The sequence below is a fragment of the Victivallis vadensis genome, from assembly GCF_003096415.1.
Taxonomy (GTDB): domain Bacteria; phylum Verrucomicrobiota; class Lentisphaeria; order Victivallales; family Victivallaceae; genus Victivallis; species Victivallis vadensis.
Map to the genome: position 1 here is coordinate 13,329 of NZ_QEKH01000037.1, position 19,496 is coordinate 32,824.

At 55.1% G+C, this 19,496-nt stretch carries 15 protein-coding genes and 2 tRNA genes; 11 read left to right on the forward strand and 6 right to left on the reverse strand.

The window, feature by feature from the left end:
- The first annotated feature begins 21 nt into the window (after nt 1-21).
- The 6 genes from C8D82_RS17450 (at nt 22) to C8D82_RS17475 (ending at nt 8,967) form a co-directional block, all read left to right on the forward strand.
- Nucleotides 22-2,046 (forward strand): type I restriction-modification system subunit M, encoded by a 2,025-nt coding sequence (locus tag C8D82_RS17450; RefSeq protein WP_116885574.1) that lies wholly within the window; start codon nt 22-24, stop codon nt 2,044-2,046.
- Nucleotides 2,046-2,933: a DNA damage-inducible protein D gene (gene dinD / locus C8D82_RS17455; RefSeq protein ID WP_116885575.1), complete on the forward strand. Its 888-nt coding sequence runs from the start codon at nt 2,046-2,048 to the stop codon at nt 2,931-2,933. The genes C8D82_RS17450 and dinD overlap by 1 nt, the downstream gene beginning before the upstream one ends.
- Nucleotides 2,930-4,222, forward strand: coding sequence for a restriction endonuclease subunit S (locus C8D82_RS17460; RefSeq protein WP_116885576.1), 1,293 nt, complete (start codon nt 2,930-2,932; stop codon nt 4,220-4,222). The genes dinD and C8D82_RS17460 overlap by 4 nt, the downstream gene beginning before the upstream one ends.
- A 28-nt stretch (nt 4,223-4,250) precedes the next feature.
- Nucleotides 4,251-7,748: a type I restriction endonuclease subunit R gene (locus C8D82_RS17465; protein ID WP_207776175.1), complete on the forward strand. Its 3,498-nt coding sequence runs from the start codon at nt 4,251-4,253 to the stop codon at nt 7,746-7,748.
- A 158-nt stretch (nt 7,749-7,906) separates the two neighbouring features.
- Entirely contained in the window at nt 7,907-8,164 is a 258-nt protein-coding gene (locus C8D82_RS17470; RefSeq protein ID WP_116885578.1) for a hypothetical protein, read from the forward strand.
- Nucleotides 8,165-8,250: 86 nt separating this feature from the next.
- The gene (locus C8D82_RS17475; RefSeq protein WP_165833164.1) at nt 8,251-8,967 is read left to right on the forward strand and encodes a DUF932 domain-containing protein; all 717 of its coding nucleotides are present in this window, start codon (nt 8,251-8,253) and stop codon (nt 8,965-8,967) included.
- An 854-nt stretch (nt 8,968-9,821) separates the two neighbouring features.
- On the opposite strand, the gene C8D82_RS17480 is transcribed toward C8D82_RS17475, so the two are convergent.
- From C8D82_RS17480 to C8D82_RS17500, 5 genes are all read right to left on the reverse strand, one after another.
- Nucleotides 9,822-10,115 (reverse strand): site-specific integrase, encoded by a 294-nt coding sequence (locus C8D82_RS17480; protein WP_165833165.1) that lies wholly within the window; start codon nt 10,113-10,115, stop codon nt 9,822-9,824.
- Nucleotides 10,112-10,594: a hypothetical protein gene (locus C8D82_RS17485; RefSeq protein ID WP_116885581.1), complete on the reverse strand. Its 483-nt coding sequence runs from the start codon at nt 10,592-10,594 to the stop codon at nt 10,112-10,114. The genes C8D82_RS17480 and C8D82_RS17485 overlap by 4 nt, the downstream gene beginning before the upstream one ends.
- A gap of 125 nt (nt 10,595-10,719) precedes the next feature.
- Nucleotides 10,720-10,795, reverse strand: a tRNA-Arg gene (locus C8D82_RS17490).
- A gap of 14 nt (nt 10,796-10,809) precedes the next feature.
- Nucleotides 10,810-10,886: transfer RNA gene (locus C8D82_RS17495), tRNA-Ile, on the reverse strand.
- Nucleotides 10,887-10,957: 71 nt separating this feature from the next.
- Nucleotides 10,958-12,775, reverse strand: a complete 1,818-nt coding sequence (locus tag C8D82_RS17500) for a bifunctional homocysteine S-methyltransferase/methylenetetrahydrofolate reductase (RefSeq protein ID WP_165833166.1) — start codon at nt 12,773-12,775, stop codon at nt 10,958-10,960.
- A gap of 287 nt (nt 12,776-13,062) precedes the next feature.
- Between C8D82_RS17500 and C8D82_RS17505 the strand changes: the two genes are divergently transcribed.
- From C8D82_RS17505 to C8D82_RS17525, 5 genes are read left to right on the forward strand one after another with little or no spacing between them, the layout of a single operon-like run.
- A complete protein-coding gene (locus tag C8D82_RS17505; RefSeq protein ID WP_116885583.1) occupies nt 13,063-13,803 on the forward strand; it encodes an IclR family transcriptional regulator in 741 nt (246 codons plus the stop codon).
- Nucleotides 13,804-13,847: 44 nt separating this feature from the next.
- On the forward strand, nt 13,848-15,170 hold the full coding sequence (locus C8D82_RS17510) for a mandelate racemase/muconate lactonizing enzyme family protein (protein WP_116885584.1): 1,323 nt from the start codon (nt 13,848-13,850) through the stop codon (nt 15,168-15,170).
- Nucleotides 15,171-15,194: 24 nt separating this feature from the next.
- Nucleotides 15,195-16,691, forward strand: a complete 1,497-nt coding sequence (locus tag C8D82_RS17515) for an endo-1,4-beta-xylanase (RefSeq protein ID WP_207776176.1) — start codon at nt 15,195-15,197, stop codon at nt 16,689-16,691.
- Between the two features lie 30 nt (nt 16,692-16,721).
- Nucleotides 16,722-17,459 carry an RraA family protein gene (locus C8D82_RS17520; RefSeq protein WP_187144177.1) on the forward strand — a complete coding sequence of 246 codons (738 nt, stop codon included), beginning with the start codon at nt 16,722-16,724 and terminating at the stop codon, nt 17,457-17,459.
- Nucleotides 17,459-18,235 carry an SDR family NAD(P)-dependent oxidoreductase gene (locus C8D82_RS17525; protein ID WP_165833167.1) on the forward strand — a complete coding sequence of 259 codons (777 nt, stop codon included), beginning with the start codon at nt 17,459-17,461 and terminating at the stop codon, nt 18,233-18,235. Before C8D82_RS17520 ends, C8D82_RS17525 begins: the two co-directional genes overlap by 1 nt.
- 475 nt (nt 18,236-18,710) lie before the next feature.
- On the opposite strand, the gene C8D82_RS17535 is transcribed toward C8D82_RS17525, so the two are convergent.
- Nucleotides 18,711-19,496 carry a nucleotidyltransferase domain-containing protein gene (locus C8D82_RS17535; protein WP_116885588.1) on the reverse strand — a complete coding sequence of 262 codons (786 nt, stop codon included), beginning with the start codon at nt 19,494-19,496 and terminating at the stop codon, nt 18,711-18,713.

Consider the following 19,496-nt stretch of genomic DNA (forward strand, 5'->3'; position numbering starts at 1 on the left):
CAAACGTTAAGGACAACTCCTATGGATCAAGCATATTACAATAGATTGTTCAACTTCCTCTGGAACATCGCCAACGATGTTTTGGTGCAAAATGTCGAAAAAGGCGATTACAAAAAAATCATTCTGCCGTTCATCGTACTTCGACGGCTGGATTTGCTTCTGGAACAAACGAAGGAAACCGTTCTTGATTTTGTGAATGATGAGGGTTTTCGTGAATTGCCGCCGGAGAGCCAAAGTGAACAGCTTTACGTTGTGACCGGCTATCCATTCTACAACACTTCGCCGTTCACGATGAATTTATTGAAAGCGGAAACGGATCAAACCCGCCTTGCTCAGAATTTCGAAGCGTATCTGGATGGTTATTCCTATCACGTTCAGGATATTATCCGAAAATTCGATTTGAAACACTCACTGGAACGGTTGTTCAATTCGCCCTGCCTCGGAATGCTCATCAGTAAATTTACCGATGAAAATATCAATCTTGGCATCGAACCGGTACTGGATGACAACGGCAATGAAAAATATCCCGGACTGGACAACCATACGATGGGAACGCTTTTCGAAGAATTGCTCCGGCGCTTCAACGAAGATTTCAGCGTAACCGAGGCCGGAGAACACTATACTCCACGCGATTATGTGCGGCTGCTGGCGGACGTCGCGATCAAGCCGGTCGTGGGCAAGATCAAAAAAGGCACATATGAAATTTACGATGCCGCCTGTGGAACGGGCGGCATTCTGAGCGTTTCCGAAGATACATTCAAGGAACTCGGTTCACGGATTGAAACCAATATTTACGGACAGGAACTTCAACCGGACACCTACGCCATCTGCAAGGCGGAGATCATGATTTCCGGCAAGAATAAACCGCTTGATTATACCTATGGTGGAGTCAAACGGGAATGCTTTGCTTTCGGCAGTACCATTTCCCAGAACGGTCACGAGGGCAAACTTTTTGACTTCTGTATTTCCAATCCGCCCTTCGGTACGCCATGGAAAAAAGACCTTGAGAATTGGGGTTATGCGAACAAAGACAAAATCACCGATTTGCGCTTTCGTCCGCTGGTCGGTGACGAAACCTTGGATTTCCTGCCGGATATCGGCGATCCGCAGATGCTTTTTCTTGCCAACAACCTGAGCCGCATGAAGAGCGACACCGCGTTGGGAACACGTATCGTGGAAATTCACAACGGCTCGTCGCTTTTCACCGGCGATGCCGGACAGGGGCCGAGCAATTTGCGGCGCCACATCATGGAGAACGATCTGCTGGAAGCCATTATCGCCATGCCGGAAAATATGTTCTACAACACCGGCATCGGCACATTCGTCTGGGTGGTGACCAACCGCAAGGAAGCACGGCGCAAAGGCAAGGTGCAGCTCATTGACGCCACCGCGATCAAAACACCGCTGCGCAAAAACCTCGGCAATAAGAATTGCGAAACCAATGCGGAAGACCGGGCGGCCATCGTCAAACTTCTGACCGATTTCGCGGAGAACGAACGGAGCAAAATTTTTGACAACGACGAATTCGGCTACTGGTCGATTACCGTCGAACGCCCGCTGCGGTTGAAACTCAATTTGGATCCGGACTTGAGTGAAGCAAAACTGAAGGAATCGGAAAAGAAGGAGATCGCCGATGCCATCGCGGCTCTTCCCGCCGATGCGCCATTGACCGATTGGGACAGGTGTTCCCCACTGCTGAACCTCAAAAAGACACTGCTCAAGAAAGCGCGTCCGTATATTACGGAGACTTGCCCGGAAGCTGAAGTCGTCGAAGGTGAACCCGACCCGAAACTGCGCGACTACGAACAGGTCCCGCTGAAATACGAGGGCGGCATTGCGGCGTTCATGGCGAATGAGGTTCTGCCTTATGCGCCGGACGCGTATCTGGATGAAAGCAAGACGGAGATCGGCTACGAACTCTCATTCACCAAGTATTTCTACAAGCCGGTAGAATTGCCCTCCATTGAATCATTGGCCGCCGATATCGAGGCGATTGAACAGCGTACCGACGGTATACTGAAAGCCATTTTAGCGGGGGTGTGCTGATGGATAAAAATCGTGTCCTTGCTCTGAAAAACAGTTTTGACGAGGTTCTTCACTCTGTAAAAGATGCGCAGGTGGAATATTGGTTCGCCCGCGATTTGATGGCGCGTCTTGGGTATATCCGCTGGGAAAATTTCGAGACCGCAATTAAACGTGCAATGACGGCTTGCGAAGGTGTTGGGTTGTCTGTCCCAGACCATTTTCGTGACGTCACGAAAATGGTTCCCCTTGGCAGTGGTGCAGAGCGTCCGATTAACGACTACATGCTGACCCGCTATGCCTGTTATCTGATTGCGATGAACGGAGATCCGCGCAAGGAAGAGATCGCTTTCGCCCAGAGTTACTTCGCGGTTCAAACGCGGAAACAGGAAATAATCGAAGAACGAATCCTGTATATTGAGCGCATGAACGCCCGTGAGCAGTTGGCGGCATCGGAGGCGCGGCTTTCAAAAAATATCTATGAACGCGGCGTCGACGATTCCGGTTTTTCTCGTATCCGTTCCAAGGGAGATCAGGCATTATTCGGCTATACGACCAAACAGATGAAACAGCGGCTTGGCGCAAAGGAAAACCGTCCGCTGGCGGATTTTTTGCCCGGTCTGACGATTGCCGCCAAGAACCTCGCTGCCGAAATGACCAATTACAATGTGGAACAGAACGATCTTCACGGCGAAGGTTCGATTACGCGGGAACACGTGCAGAACAATTCCAGTGTGCGGGGAATGCTTGGACAGCGAGGCATCAGGCCGGAAGAGTTGCCGCCCGCCGAGGATATCCGAAAATTGGAACGTCGTGTCAAATCCGAGGAAAAGAAACTTGCCGCGTACTCCGGACGTTTGCCGGAAACAGATACCGGCGACGATTCGCATTCGATGGGAGACGCGCAATGAAACGCTATGTGAAATACAAGGACAGCGGCATCCCGTGGATCGGCGAGGTACCGGAGGGGTGGAAAATTTGTCCTTTCTTTGCCATATTTACTCCAATCTCAATTACTGGAAAATCAGTTGAGGAATTATTGTCTGTTTACCTTGATGTTGGAGTTGTTCGTTTTAGTGAAAAAAGAGAAAAGAGAGCCAATGCAACAAGTGCCGATATGTCAAAATATCAGTATGTAGATATTGGAGATTTTGTTCTAAATAATCAGCAAGCATGGCGTGGTTCTGTTGGAATTTCTCAATATAAAGGAATCGTAAGTCCGGCATACTTGGTTATGAAAACAAGCAAGCAAATAAATTCTTCGTTTGCCAATTATTTGGTAAGATCTCCTGCTTGTGTATATGCATATTTTCTGTCATCTCGAGGCGTTGGCTCTATTCAACGCAATATCTACTGGGATGAATTAAAGCGTTATAAGATGGTGTTTCCTCCGCTTGACGAGCAGCGGGAGATTGTGGAATATCTGGATTCGGTGGTGGCGAAGATTGACGGCTATATTGCGGAGAAAGAGGCGGAGATCGAAAAACTGGGATTGCTGAAGCAGTCGGTTATCGCCCATGCCGTCACTAAGGGTATCAACCCGAACGCCAAAATGAAAGACAGCGGTATCCCATGGATCGGCGAAGTCCCAGAACATTGGCTTCAACTTCGTGGGAAAAATATTTTTACCCGAATGGCACGAGTAGTTGAAGCGGACGATGAGGTAATCACTTGTTTTCGTGATGGGCAAGTTACTTTGCGAAAAAATCGCCGTACAGATGGTTTTACAGAGTCGTTCAAGGAAATCGGATATCAGGGAATAAGACCGGGGGATTTGGTAATACATCAAATGGATGCTTTTGCAGGAGCAATCGGTGTTTCAGACTCAAAAGGCAAGGGAACTCCGGTATATATTTGCTTACAGCCTAAAGGTGAGCAATCCAATTTTTATTACGCATATCTTCTGCGGGAAATGGCACGAACCGGTTATATTAAGTCCCTATACAGAGGAATTCGGGAACGATCTTCTGATTTTCGTTACGAAACATTCGGTAAGTTGCTGTTACCCATTCCTCCTGCCGACGAGCAGCGGGCGATTGTGGAATTCATCGACAGGAAAGTCAAGGAAATCGACGGCTTCATTTCCGCTGTACGGGAGCAGATTGAAAAGTTGAAGCTCTACAAACAGCGGCTGATTTCGGACGTGGTCACCGGGAAGATCAAGGTTTGCAAAGACACTTTAGCCGAGGAGGTTATCTGATATGCCAAGCGATACGAGAGAGAAGGGATTGGAAGAACTGATCGAGGCGTCGCTGCTGACGCACGGCTGGCTCAAGCGCACCTCTGCCGATTACGGCAAGGAATACGCAATTGACGAGGAAATGCTGAAAGCGTTTTTAAACGCCACTCAGAAAGATGTGGTCGCCCGAAGCAAAATCTTCTCGGACGAGTTGGAACACAAGCGTTTCCTCACCCGTTTGCAGAACGAGATTACCACCCGCGGCGTCATCGACGTATTGCGGCACGGCTTGGCGCACAAGAGTTACAATTTCATGCTGTACTATCCGACGCCTACCATGGGTAACGAAAAGGCAAAAACGCAGTTTGCGCAGAACCGCTGGACGGTTGCCCGGCAGGTACATTATTCTTTCGCCAACGACAATTCCATTGACATGGTGCTGATGCTGAACGGCCTGCCCATCATCACCATGGAACTTAAAAACAACTTTACCGGCCAGAATTTCGGCAACGCGATCTCCCAATACCAGAATGATCGCTCGCCGCAGGAATTGCTCTTCCGCCCGAAGCGATGCGCCGTTCATTTTGCCGTGGACGACAACGAGGTCTATATGTGTACCGCGCTGTCCGGCGCGAATTCCTGGTTTCTGCCGTTCAACAAAGGCTATAACGACGGCGCCGGTAACCCGCCATGCGAAAGCGGCCCGCGCACCTCGTATTTGTGGGAAGAAATTCTGCAAATTGACCGATTGAGCAACATTATTGAAAATTATGCTCAGGTTATCCGCAAGAAAAACGAGGACACCGGCAAAATCGAGGAAAAGGTGATCTGGCCGCGCTGCCATCAGCTGGAGGCTGTCCGCGCCCTGCTGGCTGCGACCGCTGAAAATCCCGCCTGCGGTCAGCGGTATCTGATTCAGCATTCCGCCGGTTCCGGCAAGTCGAACTCCATTACCTGGCTTGCCTACCAGCTGGCTGGCATGAAAGAGGCGGATGGAATTACGCCGCGTTTCGCCAGTGTTCTGGTCATCACCGACCGCCGCAATCTCGATACTCAGATTCGCGACAATATCCGCGCTTTTTGCAACAACAAAAGCATCGTCCAGTGGGCGGAGGATTCCGAAGCATTGAAAACCGCTTTGCAAGGCGGGAAGACCATCATCGTTTCCACTGTTTGCAAGTTCCCGTTTATCCTTCAAACCATCGGTCACGAACTTAAAAGCAAAAAATTCTGCGTCATCATTGACGAGGCGCACAGCAGTCAGGCTGGCGGCATGGCATCTGCGCTGAACAGTGTGATCGGCGGCTTCGGCATGAAAGGTAAAAAACCGGAGGATACCGAGGACGAACTGAATGAACTGCTTGCCTATGTCATTGCCGGTCGCACGATGGCCGCAAATTCCAATTTTTATGCATTTACCGCCACTCCCAAGAATAAGACGCTGGAACTTTTCGGAATTCCGTATCTAGGCGAGGACGGCGAAGAAAAGCATCGTCCGTTCCATTATTACAGCATGAAACAGGCAATTGAGGAAAAATTCATTCTGGACGTGCTGGAACACTACACGCCATACGGCAGTTTTTACAGGATTCTGAAAGCCAGCGAAGCTAACCCGGAATTCGAAAAAGCCCCTGCGGAACGAAAACTGCGGGCATGGGTGGAAAGCCGTCCGGAAACGGTTGAAGCGAAATCCAAGGTCATTGTCGAGCATTTTCTGAACAACGTCGCCCACCGCATCAAAGGTCAGGCGCGCGCCATGGTGGTTACACCCGGCATTGAACGCGCCATTGATTATTTCTTTGCCATTCGCAAGTTGCTGGAGGAGCGTCACAGTCCGTACAAGGCCGTCGTCGCGTTCAGCGGAACAAAAGATTATCACGGAAGGACCGTCGATGAAGCACAGTTGAACGGATTTCCTTCTTCCAGAATTGAGAAAATCTTCCGTTCCGGGAATTACCGCATTCTGATTGTCGCGGATAAGTTTCAGACCGGGTATGATGAACCGCTTTTGCACACGATGTATGTGGATAAGCCGTTGGCGGACATCAAAGCGGTTCAAACGCTCAGCCGTCTCAACCGGAGCGCTCCGAATAAAAAGGACACCTTCGTTCTCGATTTCGCCAACAGCGAGGAAGTGATAAAACAAGCGTTCCAGAAATACTACACCTCTACGATTCTGAGCGGCGTAACCGACATCAACAAACTCAACGATTTGCTCCGGATTTGCGATGAGTCCATGGTCTACGAGGAAGATGAAGTCACCGATTTTAACCTGCGCTACTGGCGCGGCGACGAACGCAAGACCCTTGATCCGCTTATCGATAAATGCGTGGAACGGTTCAAAGCGCTTCCAAACCTTGAGGAACAGATCAAGGTCAAAAGCGCCATGCGGCTTTTCTGCCGGACCTATGAGTTTCTCGCCGCCATCATGGAAGACAGCCGGATCGACTGGGAAAAGAAAAACACCTTTCTGCACTTTCTGCGGATGAAGTTGCCGAAACTGGCCGGTGATGAAGATCCGACCGCCGGATTGCTGGAATTGGTGGATTTTGAAAAATACCGCGTATTCAAGAAAGAAGAGCGTTCCATCCAGTTGGAAAACAAGACCGCGACCATCCAGCCGCTGCCCATCAGCGATCCGCAGGGTGGACACAACCCCGATCCGGAGATGGAAACGCTGGACAAGATCGTGGAAGCATTCAATGCTGTTTTCGGAAATATCGAAGGCGTTGATCCTGAGATTTTGGAAGTCCAGGCGCGAACTGTCGGCAAAGCGATGTTGGAGAATGATTATGTCCGGGACGCTTTGCTGAACAATGATGAGGTCACGCAAGCACAAGTCGTTCACGACAAAACCAAGTCCGCGATTCTGGACGTCACCCGGAAGTCGACGGAACTTCAGAATTTCTATCTGCGTCACCCGGAAAAACAGGCTCAGCTCGAAAACGCCATGCTGATGCTTTTGCAGGACAATATCAATCCGCCCTACAACGAGACTCTTCTGCGGGAAAAGATCGTAGAAGCCATGAATCAGGATTTCAAGGATATCTGTCCGATCAACCAAACAACGCTGGATGAGGTAACGGAGGCCCTGTTCAAAGTGCTGAATGCGGAAACGCTCCCATCTCTGGATGGGTTGAAACAACTCAAACGGACACTGAATCTGTGTTATCGTACCAGTGGTCGAAACGAAGATTACCAGGATTGGCTCCAAACGCTCATTATGAAGTTTGAGGCATTCCTGAAAAAAGTCTATTATCTCCGCGAAGGTTCGGAAATCGCGGAACTGAATGGCAAAAAGGTTCAGTTCCTTGGGGCGGCGAAAGCGACATGGGTCAACCAGCTTCATTTCAGTGAAGACGAAGTTCTACACAATTTCAAGGTGTATTACGAATTTCTTCACGACCAGCGCAACGAGCAAAGCCACATGGCCCCGGAGATTAAGGATAGCGAGGTCAAAGCAGGAATCCATATGACCGTCGCCATGTATCTTTATGCGACAATGATCAACTTGAAACGGATGAAATCATGCGGATTGGCAAAGTAAAAATTTACCCCTATAAAAGAAAGACGGTGTGATGCTGTTTAAAGAATTTGATATATATATTACCTCAGTGATATAAACGGATAATCGTCGGAATACAGCCTCGGTGGTCGCCAAGATCACCGGGGCTGTTGTCTTTTAAACTCACGGAGGTAATAAAAATGAAGATCAGGAAGAGTGTGTTGGTGGATGCGTTGAAGGTGCTCGGCAAGGTGGTGTCGCAGACTTCGCCGGTGGAGGTACAGCGGTCGGTACGGTTCTTCGGCGTCGGGGCACAGGTCTGGTTGATGGCGACTGACGGCGTGGAATCCGTCACGGTCGAAGTGGCTGGCGATGCCGGGGACATGGAGGATTTCGCGGTCGAATATAACGAATCGGGCGCAGTACGCGATCAACAAAGGCGTGTTCCTGCCAAATGAAACATCGTTCGCCTGCAACGAGTGTCCGTATCGGGATCGTTGCAGGCAGTGGCATTTAAAAAGATGGAGGTAAAATCATGGGGCTGATGATGAGTGAAGGCAAGTTCGTCGGACGCGACGAAATCGCAATGGTTCCGACACCTGCGGCTACCGCGAGCTGGAAGCCGGTTCCTCATAGCGAGGTGATCGACGCCGTAACTGATGTGGTCAGGGCGCACAACTGGCAGATTCTCGACGAGCAGTACGGCCTGGCCCGCAACGGCCAGCGGATGTTCGGCGTAATCCGGATCAATCGGACTTCAAGCTCGGAGTGGTCACGTTGCATCGGCATCTGCAACAGTCATGACCGCACGATTGCGGTTGGCCTGGCTGCCGGATTGAACGTGCAGGTCTGCGCGAATCTCATGTTCGGCGGCAGTACGGTTCTGAAGCGACGGCATACCTCACGGATTGAGCTGAACGGTTTGGTCGTGGAAGCCATCGACGCACTCGAAGATGATTTCCTGACGCTCGAAACCGTGGCCGAAGACCTGAAGATTCAGTTTGTCAGGGATGACACTGCCCGTGCCGCCATCGTAAAAGCGGCGGAAGCCGGAGCGGTCAACTCCTGCGATATCGTGCCGATCTTCCGAGAGTTCAAAGAGCCCCGGTATGAAGAGTTCGCCGAGCCGACGCGCTGGGCGCTTCTGAATGCGTTCACCGAGAACGCCAAGAAGTACAGCCCCGCCCGCGCCGATCAATGCTATCGCGGACTGACGCGCCTCTTCGGTCTCGACGGCCAGCCGCCGACCTTGTGGAGATGAGTGAAAATGAAGATCTCATGTCCGCTCTGTGGTACCGCCTCCAGGCCGATTACACGAGGTCAAACCATCGGCTCTGTCCTCGGAATCACTTCGGGCGGAATTTTGGCCCTGCTGGGAACAGTACGGGAAACCTCAGGCTATGGCCCGGTGGAACGTGCCGCTGCCGTTATTCTGGGCGTATTGGGTGCGGCCTCCTTCGGAGGGCTTACCGGCTCGCGGGTCGGTAAACTGATTGATGAGCACGCCATCCGGCATTATCGGTGCCCGAAGTGCCGGAAAGAGTTCCGGTTGTCTTGATTTTCAGGCCCCGCCAACGGAAAAGCTTCCGCTTTTTCGGACCTGCCTGAAACCCGTGTCGTCCGGGGCTGCAAGGCAAAGGCGGCAAGCCGCGCGGACAACCTCCGCGCGGTCTTTTTTCTGCAACCATTTGATGCTGTAACCTTGACAACCGAACGAAAGGAGGTTATGTTACAAGTACGGCTTTTTTGAAGCCGGTTGATTCAAAACCGTATATTTTCAGCAAAATACACTCGTAAACCCGCCAAGTGAACCTTGTTATTTTGCCCTTGCAAAGATTCTGGAAATACCGGTGAGATTGTGTCTTCACATCTTACCGGGCGCTTCCTTATTACAATAGAAATTATTTTACTTATTTTTTCTACATGTTTTATATATCGTTGATGAACAAATGAGCTTAAATATCTATACTACTATACATTCAAAAGTTGGTTTATGATAGATTATTTACAATCAAAAGACGGTTTTTATTGCAAAAAAGATGGTTTTGTTTGGCTTGCACGCAAATGGTATGGAATCCGTGGCGGTCCCGTTTTTTCGGGACCGCCACGAATGGCCTACGATTTGAGAATATCGGAGACCTGTTTCAGAACTTCTTCGGCGGGAGCGGAGGATGATTCGATCAGCGCAAGCGCCTTTTCGATCCGCTGGCGGTCGGTAGCAGTGGGGGCGGTTCCGGCAACGGCGGCAATGGCTTTCTCTTGTGCTTCGTCGCCGATGTGCGTGTAATATTTATCGGCTATGTCGGAATCGGTGCCGAGGATTGAAAGCAATACAGCTTTCGGGACGCCCGCCTCGGCACAGTGACTGGCAAAACTGTGGCGCAGCGAATGGAAGCCATAGACGGTCACTTTCTTTTGCGTCCCGGTACGGCTACGGACGGCTCCAAACCGATCCAGCGAATGACCCGGAGAATATCCAAACCGACTTTATTGCCGCCGACGTTTTTACCGGAGGCGTCGGTTTGTTTGTAACGGGCAGCACAGTTCGGACGAGATGCCAGGAAGTCTCGCAAGTCGGCTTCATAATTGAGCTGTTCGTTTATGGTCGCAGGGGTGGCGCGGTTCGGATGCCTGGAATAAGTGTTCCACACCTCGGTAAGCGGCAACACGTTTGCCGGTTTGATCAGATTGCGCGCGTGAGCGACATGTGCCGAGACGACTTCCATGTTGGTCGCTTTCAGAACCGGAAGCAGCTCTTTGACTTTCCGCTTTGCCTCTTCCAGATTCTTGGTCTTCAGGCTGATCGACTTGCGTTCACCGTTGATCTGGTAACGGTAATGATAGGTCCCGTTCGGTTTCTGGTAGATGGTGCCGACTTCCTGCTTCATGTTTTTCCTCGCCATTGCCCTGCGTCCTCATAACTATCCTCGTGAGCTAAAATAACACTGATTTCGAGGATTGAAAGGCTGAAGTGGCACAAAACGGCACAAAAACTTATATTCTGAGGGGAAAATGGTACCCGGGAGAGGAATCGAACCTCCGACGCAGGGTTTAGGAAACCCTCGCTCTATCCACTGAGCTACCCAGGCACTTTAAGGCGAAATGGTGGAGCCGCCCGGACTTGAACCGAGGACCCGGAGATTATGAGTCACCTGCTCTAACCGACTGAGCTACGGCTCCACTTGATATTCAATACTATAATCCGGCTCCCGCTTTTACGCAAGCCGGATTGAGGGGAAATTCCACTTTTTTTATGCAAGAACGCGCAATGCCGTATCCACGTTTCCAAAGGGGGCGCTGACTTGAATCCCGCGCACACGTGACCGGATCGCCGCTACGCTTTCGCGCGCAATCGCAATGCCGGCTTCCCGCTGCGCCTCCTTGCTTTCATCCGCGGCCATTCGCTCCATCACCGCATCCGGCACCACCACGCCCGGCACCTCCGTACGCATGAATTCCGCATTCCGCAGGCTCGTCAGAGGCCAGATACCGGCGATCACCGGCACGTTCAAATGGGCGACCCTGTCCAGAAAAACGAACAGCGCCTCCGGCGCAAACACCGGCTGCGTAATGATGAATTCAGCTCCGGCTTCCACCTTTTCGCAGGTGCGGCGGTATTCCCGTTCCAGGTCGATCGCATTCGGGTCGGCTCCGACGCCGATCACCATTTTCGTGACCGCATTCAACGGTTTGCCGCCGAGGTCCACTCCCTGATTCATCCGTTTCTGGATCTTCACCAGCCCGACTGAATCCACGTCGAACACCCCGGAACTGAATGGATAATCCCCCAGTTTCGGCGGGTCGCCGGTGATGAAAAGAATGTTGTTGATCCCGACTCCGGCGCAGCCGAGCAGATCCGCCTGCAAACCGATCAGGCTCTTGTCGCGGCAGCAGCAGTGCAGGATCGTTTCGATTCCGGCATTGCGCTGGATTTCAAGAGCGGTCACCAACGGGGAAATCCGGGCGCTGGCGCGCGGTCCGTCCGGCAGGTTCACCGCGTCGATTCCGGCGGCCTTGCACTTGGCCGCTCCCGCAATGGTTCCGGTCAGGTCAAAGCCGCGAGGCGGCGTGATCTCAACCAGCTTGATGAACGCCCCGTCCGCCAGCTTGCAGCCGATCCGGGAGCGTTCGGCCAGCGGAACCTCCGGCTTCAGGTCGCACTCTTTTACTTCGAGCGCCGGCAGGGCACGCTTCTCGGCCTGCATCAGCGGCTTGATCGTGCGGGCAAGCTCCTCGATGTGGTCCGGCGTGATTCCGCAGCAGCCGCCGATCGCGGCTGCGCCCAGCATCGCGTAACGTTTGGCGTAGGTGCTGAAATATTCGGCGCTGGTCATATAGATCATGCGGCCGTCCACGCCTTTGGGCTGGCCGGCGTTGGGCTGCACGATGACCGGCAGTTGCGTGAGCGCGGTCAGTTCTTCAAGGACACCGAGCGTGCTTTCCGGGCCGCCGCCGCAGTTAAGCCCGATTGCGGTCGGGGCAGGGCAGGGGCGGGATGCATTCAGCTGCTCCATGAATTCGGCAATGGTGGCGCTGTCGTTGATGTGCGGATGCGGTTCAATCGCGAAACTCGGCACATAGACCAGTTCCGGAAATTCCGCCACCGCTTCGAGGACGGCTTTCAGGTCGGCGGCCCGGCGCAGCGATTCGAAGATGATGAAGTCCGCGTCGGAGAGCGCCCGTATCTGTTCGGCCAGCAATTCGGCGCGGGTCCGGCGGTCCTGATCGGAATCCGGTTCCCCGACCGGGCCGACCGATGCGGCGACCAGCGCCTTGCCGGCGGCGGCTTCACGGGCGAGCTTCACTCCGGCCCGGTTGATCGCCTCGGTCTGTTCGGACAGTCCGAATTTGGCCAGCCGGCGGGAGTTCGCGTTGTAGGTGTTGGTGGTCAGGACTTCCGCTCCGGCCTTGAGGTACTGGTGATGAATGTCGAGAATCACATCGGGAGCGGTCAGGTTCAATTGTTCAAACGACGCATTCACGAAGAAGTTGCGGCGGTAGATTTCCGTGCCGATCGCGCCGTCGAAAATCGTCAGCGATTCGGCCAGTTTCTGTTGCAGAAGGTTCATTATGGTTCCTGTCCGGGCACGGCCCTGTTTCTTCAAAATATAAATATACGGGCATAAAATATCACGCTGTACCTGAAATATCAACATTTTTCCGTATGGATCGGAACAATTTTTCCGCATTGTTCCTCCGTATCCTGAAGCGGGATCGCCTGCGCTTTGTTCAATATTGAATAAAACGGCAGATTACCGGCGAAATTCCGGGAACGCGAGTTGACGCGGCTGCCGAAGTTTGCTATACTATTGTTCAGATGATAAAATGTTGTTTTCATATTTGAACGGAGCTTTCTATGGCAAATACGATTCCGGCGGTGGAAAAGGCGGTGGCGGTGCTGGATATTCTCGGCGCGCGCGAAAACGGGGCGACGCAGGCCGAGCTGGTCGAACTGCTGCGGATCACGCCCTCCACCTGCTATCGGATTTTGCAGACTCTGCTGGAGGCGGGATGGATCAGGAAACGTTCCGGCAAGCGGTTCGATCTGGCCGGAGGAATGCTGGCGGCGGCGATGAAACTGGTGGACCGCCCCGCACGGCTCCGCGCGGCGCAGCCGATTCTGGAACGGTTGGCGGCGGAAACCGGCCTGTGCGCCAAGCTGTCGGTGCGGCAGGGCAGAGACCAGGTGCCGATCCTGCGGGCGGAGTCGCCGCGCAGCGTGGCGGTTTCGAGCCGCCTCGGCGTGCGTTTCCCGGTGATCGAAGGCTCGGTGGGGGCGGCGCTGCTGTTCAAAACGCCGGATGCAGAGATCGCGGCATTGGCGGCGGAGTGCTCGGAACCGGTGATGGAGAAGAATCATCCCGAAATCGTGACCGCCCGGATCGATGCGCTGCGGCTGCGCGGCTTCTGTTTCAACGCGGGCGTGAACCGGTGGAAGATCGACGCGATGTCGGTTCCGGTGCTGGACGGCGAAAAGCAGGTGGCGGCGGCCTTGACTTTGCTGGGCTCGGAGGAGGATTTCCGGGAGCGGGCGCTGCCGGGGCTGGGGGCGGCGTTGCGCAAAGCCGCGAAAGAGTGCGCCCGGCTGGTGGAGTGAATGATTTGGCTGTGAATCAGTTCAAATAGAATGAAAGGAGTATCATGAATCAGGAAATCGATCCTTCCACTTTGAAGATCACCGATATGCGGTTCGCCGACATCGACGGCGCCCCGAAGCGTTGCACCTTGATCAAGCTCTACACCAATCAGGGGCTGGTCGGTTACGGCGAAGTGCGCGACGCTTCGAGCCGCACCTATGCGGCGATGCTGAAGAGCCGTATTCTGGGGGAGAATCCGTGCAATGTCGACCGGATTTTCCGCCGGATCAAGCAGTTCGGCGGCCATTCGCGGCAGGCCGGCGGCGTGTGCGGCATTGAAGTCGCGCTGTGGGACCTCGCCGGCAAGGCGTGGGGCGTGCCGGTCTGGCAGTTGCTGGGCGGGAAGTTCCGCGACCGGGTGCGGATCTATTGCGACACCGATTCCGCAGGAGGCGGGCGCGATATGGGCAGGGCGCTGGCCGACCGGATGAAGCAGGGATACACCTTCCTGAAAATGGATCTCGGCATCGAACTGCTGATGGAACAGGAAGGATGCCTTTCCGCGCCGCTCGGATTTCTGGAGAAGATGCGCGAATACAAAAAGACGGTGTTCGCCACGCCGCACGGTTCAATCGATCCGCGCGCGATGCGGGGCGAGGCCTACGACCTCTTCAACACCGCACACGGCTTCACCGGCATCCACCTGACGGAAAAAGGGCTGGATTATCTGGAACAGTATATGGCCGATGTGCGCAAAGTGACCGGCTATGAAATTCCGATCGCGATCGACCACCTCGGACACATCCCGGTCGAGGATTGCGTCAGGCTTGCGAAACGGCTGGAGAAGTACAATCTCGCGTGGATGGAGGACCCCGTTCCGTGGCAGTGGCACGATCAGTACAAACGTCTGGCGGCGGCGACCACGGTTCCGCTCGGCACCGGCGAGGACATCTACCTCAAGGAGAATTTCCGGCCGCTGCTGGAATCCGGTGCGCTGGCGGTGGTCCATCCCGATGTGCTGACCGCCGGCGGCATCCTTGAAACCCACAAGATCGGCGACATGGCCGAAGAGTACGGCGTGCAGATGGCGATTCACATGGCGGAAAGCCCGGTCGCGTGTCTGGCGGCGGTCCATGTCGCGGCGGCGACGCGGAATTTCATGGCGCTGGAGGTGCATTCGGTGGATGTGCCGTGGTGGCCCGACCTGATCGCGCCGCGTCTTGAAATCAAGGACGGGTATATCGCGGTGCCCGATGCTCCGGGGCTGGGTATCGAGGCTCTGAATGAAAAGCTGATCGAAGAAAAGCTCCACCCCGATTTTCCGGCGGCGTGGGCCGCGACCGGCGAGTGGGACAAAGAGTGGGCGAACGACCGTCAGTGGTCCTGACGGAATTGCAACATAAGGAAAGCGATGATGACCGAATACAGAAAACCGGAAGTCTCCCAGTCAGAAATCGATGCCGCCTTTTCCGACGCCTACCGGGCGTTGTGGAACGATGACGTGCAGCGCAAAATCGACGCCGACATCGAAAGGAACCGCAAGGCGGACGGCGAATTCCAGCTTCCGGCCTCCGCCGCCGGACGCGAAATCAAAGTCGAGCAGCTTTCGCACGATTTTGTTTTCGGCGCACACATCTTCAACTTCAACCAGCTGGGCAGCGACGAGCGCAACCGCCGTTACAAAGAACTGTACGGCACGCTGTTCAATTCCGCGACGATTGCTTTCTACTGGAAGCAGTTGGAGCTGGAGGAGGGGCATCCGCGCTTTCGCGCCGAATACCGCGACTCCGCCGATTTCTGGAACAACTGCCCGGAACCGAACCGCCAGCCCCACTGGCGCCGCCCCGCCACCGATCCGGTGGTCGAATTCTGCCGCTCGAAGGGGATCCGGCTGCATGGGCATACGCTGGTCTGGGGCAACAACCGCTGGCAGATTCCGGATTGGCTGATCAGCAGAATTCCATTCGATTACCTGAAAAATGCCGATCTCGAACGCAATTCCAGGGACAATACCCTGATCAGCGATGTGATGACTGCCGCCGCCTTCAGGGACATGAGCGCCGGCGAGATGGAAAAGGCGTTGCCCGAGTATACCACATTGATCAACACCCTGACCGCAAAGCGCATCGTCGAAATCGCGATGCGCTACGGCGACAAAATCGACAGTTGGGATGTGGTCAACGAGAGTGCCGGCGATTTCGGCAAGGGCAATATGGTCCCCGGTTCGAAGCTCTGCAAGAGCTGGTACGGGCCGATGCCGGGCGACTACACCTATCGCGGCTTCAAAATCGCCGAAGGCGTGTTTCCGCCGGAAGCAAAGCTCAACATCAACGACTACAACCTCAATGAGGATTATCTCAATCAGGTGCGCGATCTGCGCCGCCGGGGCTGCAAAATCGACATCATGGGCGCGCAGATGCACCTGTTCGATCCGCAGATCTGCCGGGATATCGCCGACGGCAAAAGCCTTCGACAGTCGCCGGAGGAGGTCCGCCGGACGATGGAGCTGATCGGGCGCGCCGGTCTGCCGATCCATCTCTCGGAGATCACGATCACCGCCCCCGGCGGCGACCGGCGCGGCGAGATCATTCAGGCCGGAATTGCGCGCAACCTCTATCGGCTCTGGTTCAGCCTTGCGCCGATGATGGGGATCACCTGGTGGAACGTGGTGGACGGCTGCGGCGCGCCGGGCGAACCGGCGGTTTCCGGGCTGTTCACTCGCGACATGGAGCCGAAGCTCTCCTATTTCGCGCTCGACGGCCTGATCAACCGCGAGTGGCGCACCGGTCTGGTGTGCCGGGCGGACAAGTCGGCGGTGGCCGGTTTCCGCGGTTTCCGCGGGCGTTACCGGCTGAGCTGGACTGCCGCGGACGGCGGTACGGAGTCGTTCAACTGTCATTTGAGCTAGGAGTTATCGAATATGCCGTCACTTCAGGATATGAAACAGCGAGCGAAGGAGGCCGGGCTGATGAAGCTCGACCGGCTGATCGCTTCCCGCCAGCACATTCCGTCGAACGAATTCCCGATTCCGCTCGCTGAGCTGTGCGCACGTTACGAGAAACTCTACACCGGCTGCATCAACGACGTGATGCGCGAGCTTTGTCTTCTGAACCAGAACCTGCCGTCGGAGATCATGCCGCTGCGCGACGAAATGACCGTCTGCGGCGAGGCGTTCACCGTGAAAAGCGCGCCGAATGTGATGATCGAAGGCGAGATGACCTTCCGCGCCCAGATGCTCGACGAGATGAAGCCGGGCGGTCTGGTGGTCTGGGATACCTCCGGCGACACCGAGGCTTCGCTGTGGGGCGGCGTGATGACCGCCACCGCGATCTCCAAAGGAATCCGGGGAGCGGTGATCGCGGGCGGCATCCGCGACACGAAACAGATTCTCGAACAGAAGTTCCCGCTTTTCTACAAATACCGCACCAGCAACGGTTCGTTGGGGCGGTGCATGATTACTCATTATCAGGTGCCGGTGAAGATCGGCAAGGTCACGGTCCGGCCTGGCGACATCATCTTCGGCGACATCGACGGCGTGCTTTGCATTCCGCGCGAAATCGCCTATGACGTGCTGCTGCGCGCCGAGGGGATCGAACGCAACGAGGTCGATATCTTCTCATGGGTCCGCCAGGGCGATTCCATTGCGGAAATCATCGGGAAAGGCGGTTACTTCTGATGCTTGGAAAATCCATCGAAGAACGGTTTTCACTCGTCGGGCATACCGCTCTGGTGACCGGTTCGAGCCGGGGCATCGGGCGGGAGATCGCGTTGACGCTGGCGCAGGCCGGGGCGGCGGTGATTCTGCACGGTTCGCGTCCGTCGGAGGCGTTGGAAAGGGCCGCCGCCGAGGTGCGCGGCTCCGGCGCACGGGTGGAGTCCGTCGCCGCCGACCTGTGCCGGGCGGACGGCGCGGGCCGGCTCGCCGGAGCATGTCGAAAGGCCGGCCTGGAACCGGATATTCTCGTCCTGAACGCCTCCGTGCAGGAGTACGTGAAGCTCGAAGAGTATGACAATGCCGAATTTCAGCGGGAGTTTCAGGCCAATGTCGGCAGCGCTTTCGAGTTGATCCGGCAGTTCTCTCCGGCAATGCGGCGCAATCGCTGGGGACGGATCGTGACGATCGGCAGCATCAACCAGATGCGTCCGGCCGCACGGCTTTCCATCTATTCCGCGACTAAGGCGGCGCTGTTGAACCTGACCAGAAACTGCGCCCGCGAACTGGCGCCATACGGCATTACCGTCAACAACATCGCTCCCGGCGTGATCCTGACCGACCGCAACGCCACGGCCCTGCGGGATCAAACCCTGAAAGAGGCGATTCTCGCCCGGATTCCGGCCGGACGGTTCGCAACGCCGGAAGAGATCGCCGGAACCGCGCTGCTGCTCTGCGGCAACGCCGCCGCCTATCTGACCGGCGCCGAAATTCCCGTCGCCGGAGGAATGCAGTTGTAAAAGGCATTCAACACAACTATATTAAGTATTGCCGGAAGCAATTCCGGCCCCTACAGCCCGTTTTACTCGAACGGACTGCTCTCTATAGACCGGAGACGGCAAGGCGTTTTTGGGCTTTGGCGGATTCCGGTCGCCTTTCCCCGAAAAGTTGCCTCCCTTCGGCCACGGGCCTCGGGACTTTTGCTGCGCAAAAGCTTCGGGTACTTTTCGGGGGCCCCGCTCTCCGGCATTCCGTGCGGCTTCGCCGTACTCATGCCTGCGAGTGAGGACTGTTTCATTCTGCTTGAAAAGTTGCCTCCCTTCCTCCTTCGCCGAGGCTTCGGAGGACAAGTCGGGCTTGTCATCCATAGCGCTTGCGCGGCGGATGATACTTTTCGGGGGGCCCGGTGGGGCACTGGCAACCCTGCTGGTTCCCACCCCGCTCTCCGGCATTCCGTACAGCTTGCAGTATCCACGCCTCCTGCCGAATGGAAGATCACCATTCCGAAATCAGGGGACGCGCCTGATACCACCATACTTCATGGTCGGTGACATAGCGGCTCAACACGGCGGAATGGTCCTGCGGCGGCTGGTAACGGGTACGCATTGTGAACAGCCGGCAGAACTCCTCTTTGCTCTCGTCGTCCATACGTTCGAGCAGAAGCTCGCCCTGCGTAACCAGCGGCTCCATATCCGGCAACCGCTTCAGGGTGGCGACGAGGCTTTTGTGGCAGGGGAACAGGGTTTCATGTTCCTGCAGCAGCATCCGGTAGGCGAAAAACACCAGATCGGCCGCCGCCCGGCAGCGCAGGTAGCGGTCGGAACCGGACATGCGCCAGAAATAACCGCTGTTCAGCATGTAGCCGGCGTAAAATGAGAGCAGTTTTTCCGATTGCTCGTGCTTCTGGAATACCGGAATCCGGGCGACCAGCTCCGGTATTTCCGGATCGCGGGTGTACAGGCAGCGCGCCATCAGGAAGGCATTCCGGGCCGGTTCGCTGCCCCTTTGTGCCGCAGCTTCCAGAAATTCCCGGTCGCAGTATTTGATGTCGAAATATCCCTCCGGGTAGGTGCAGTATCCGAAGATGCACTCGGTCCGGCGTCCTTCGGCCTGCAGCTGCTGCAGCTTTTCCGGCGTGACCACGATGATGGCGTCGATATCCGAATCGGACCGTTCCAATCCCTTGGCGACGGAGCCGCCGAGGATAATTGCCGTCACGTCGGGATCGGGCCGGAAATATTCCAGCAGTTTTTCAACCGATTCCTGATGGTGCAAATACAT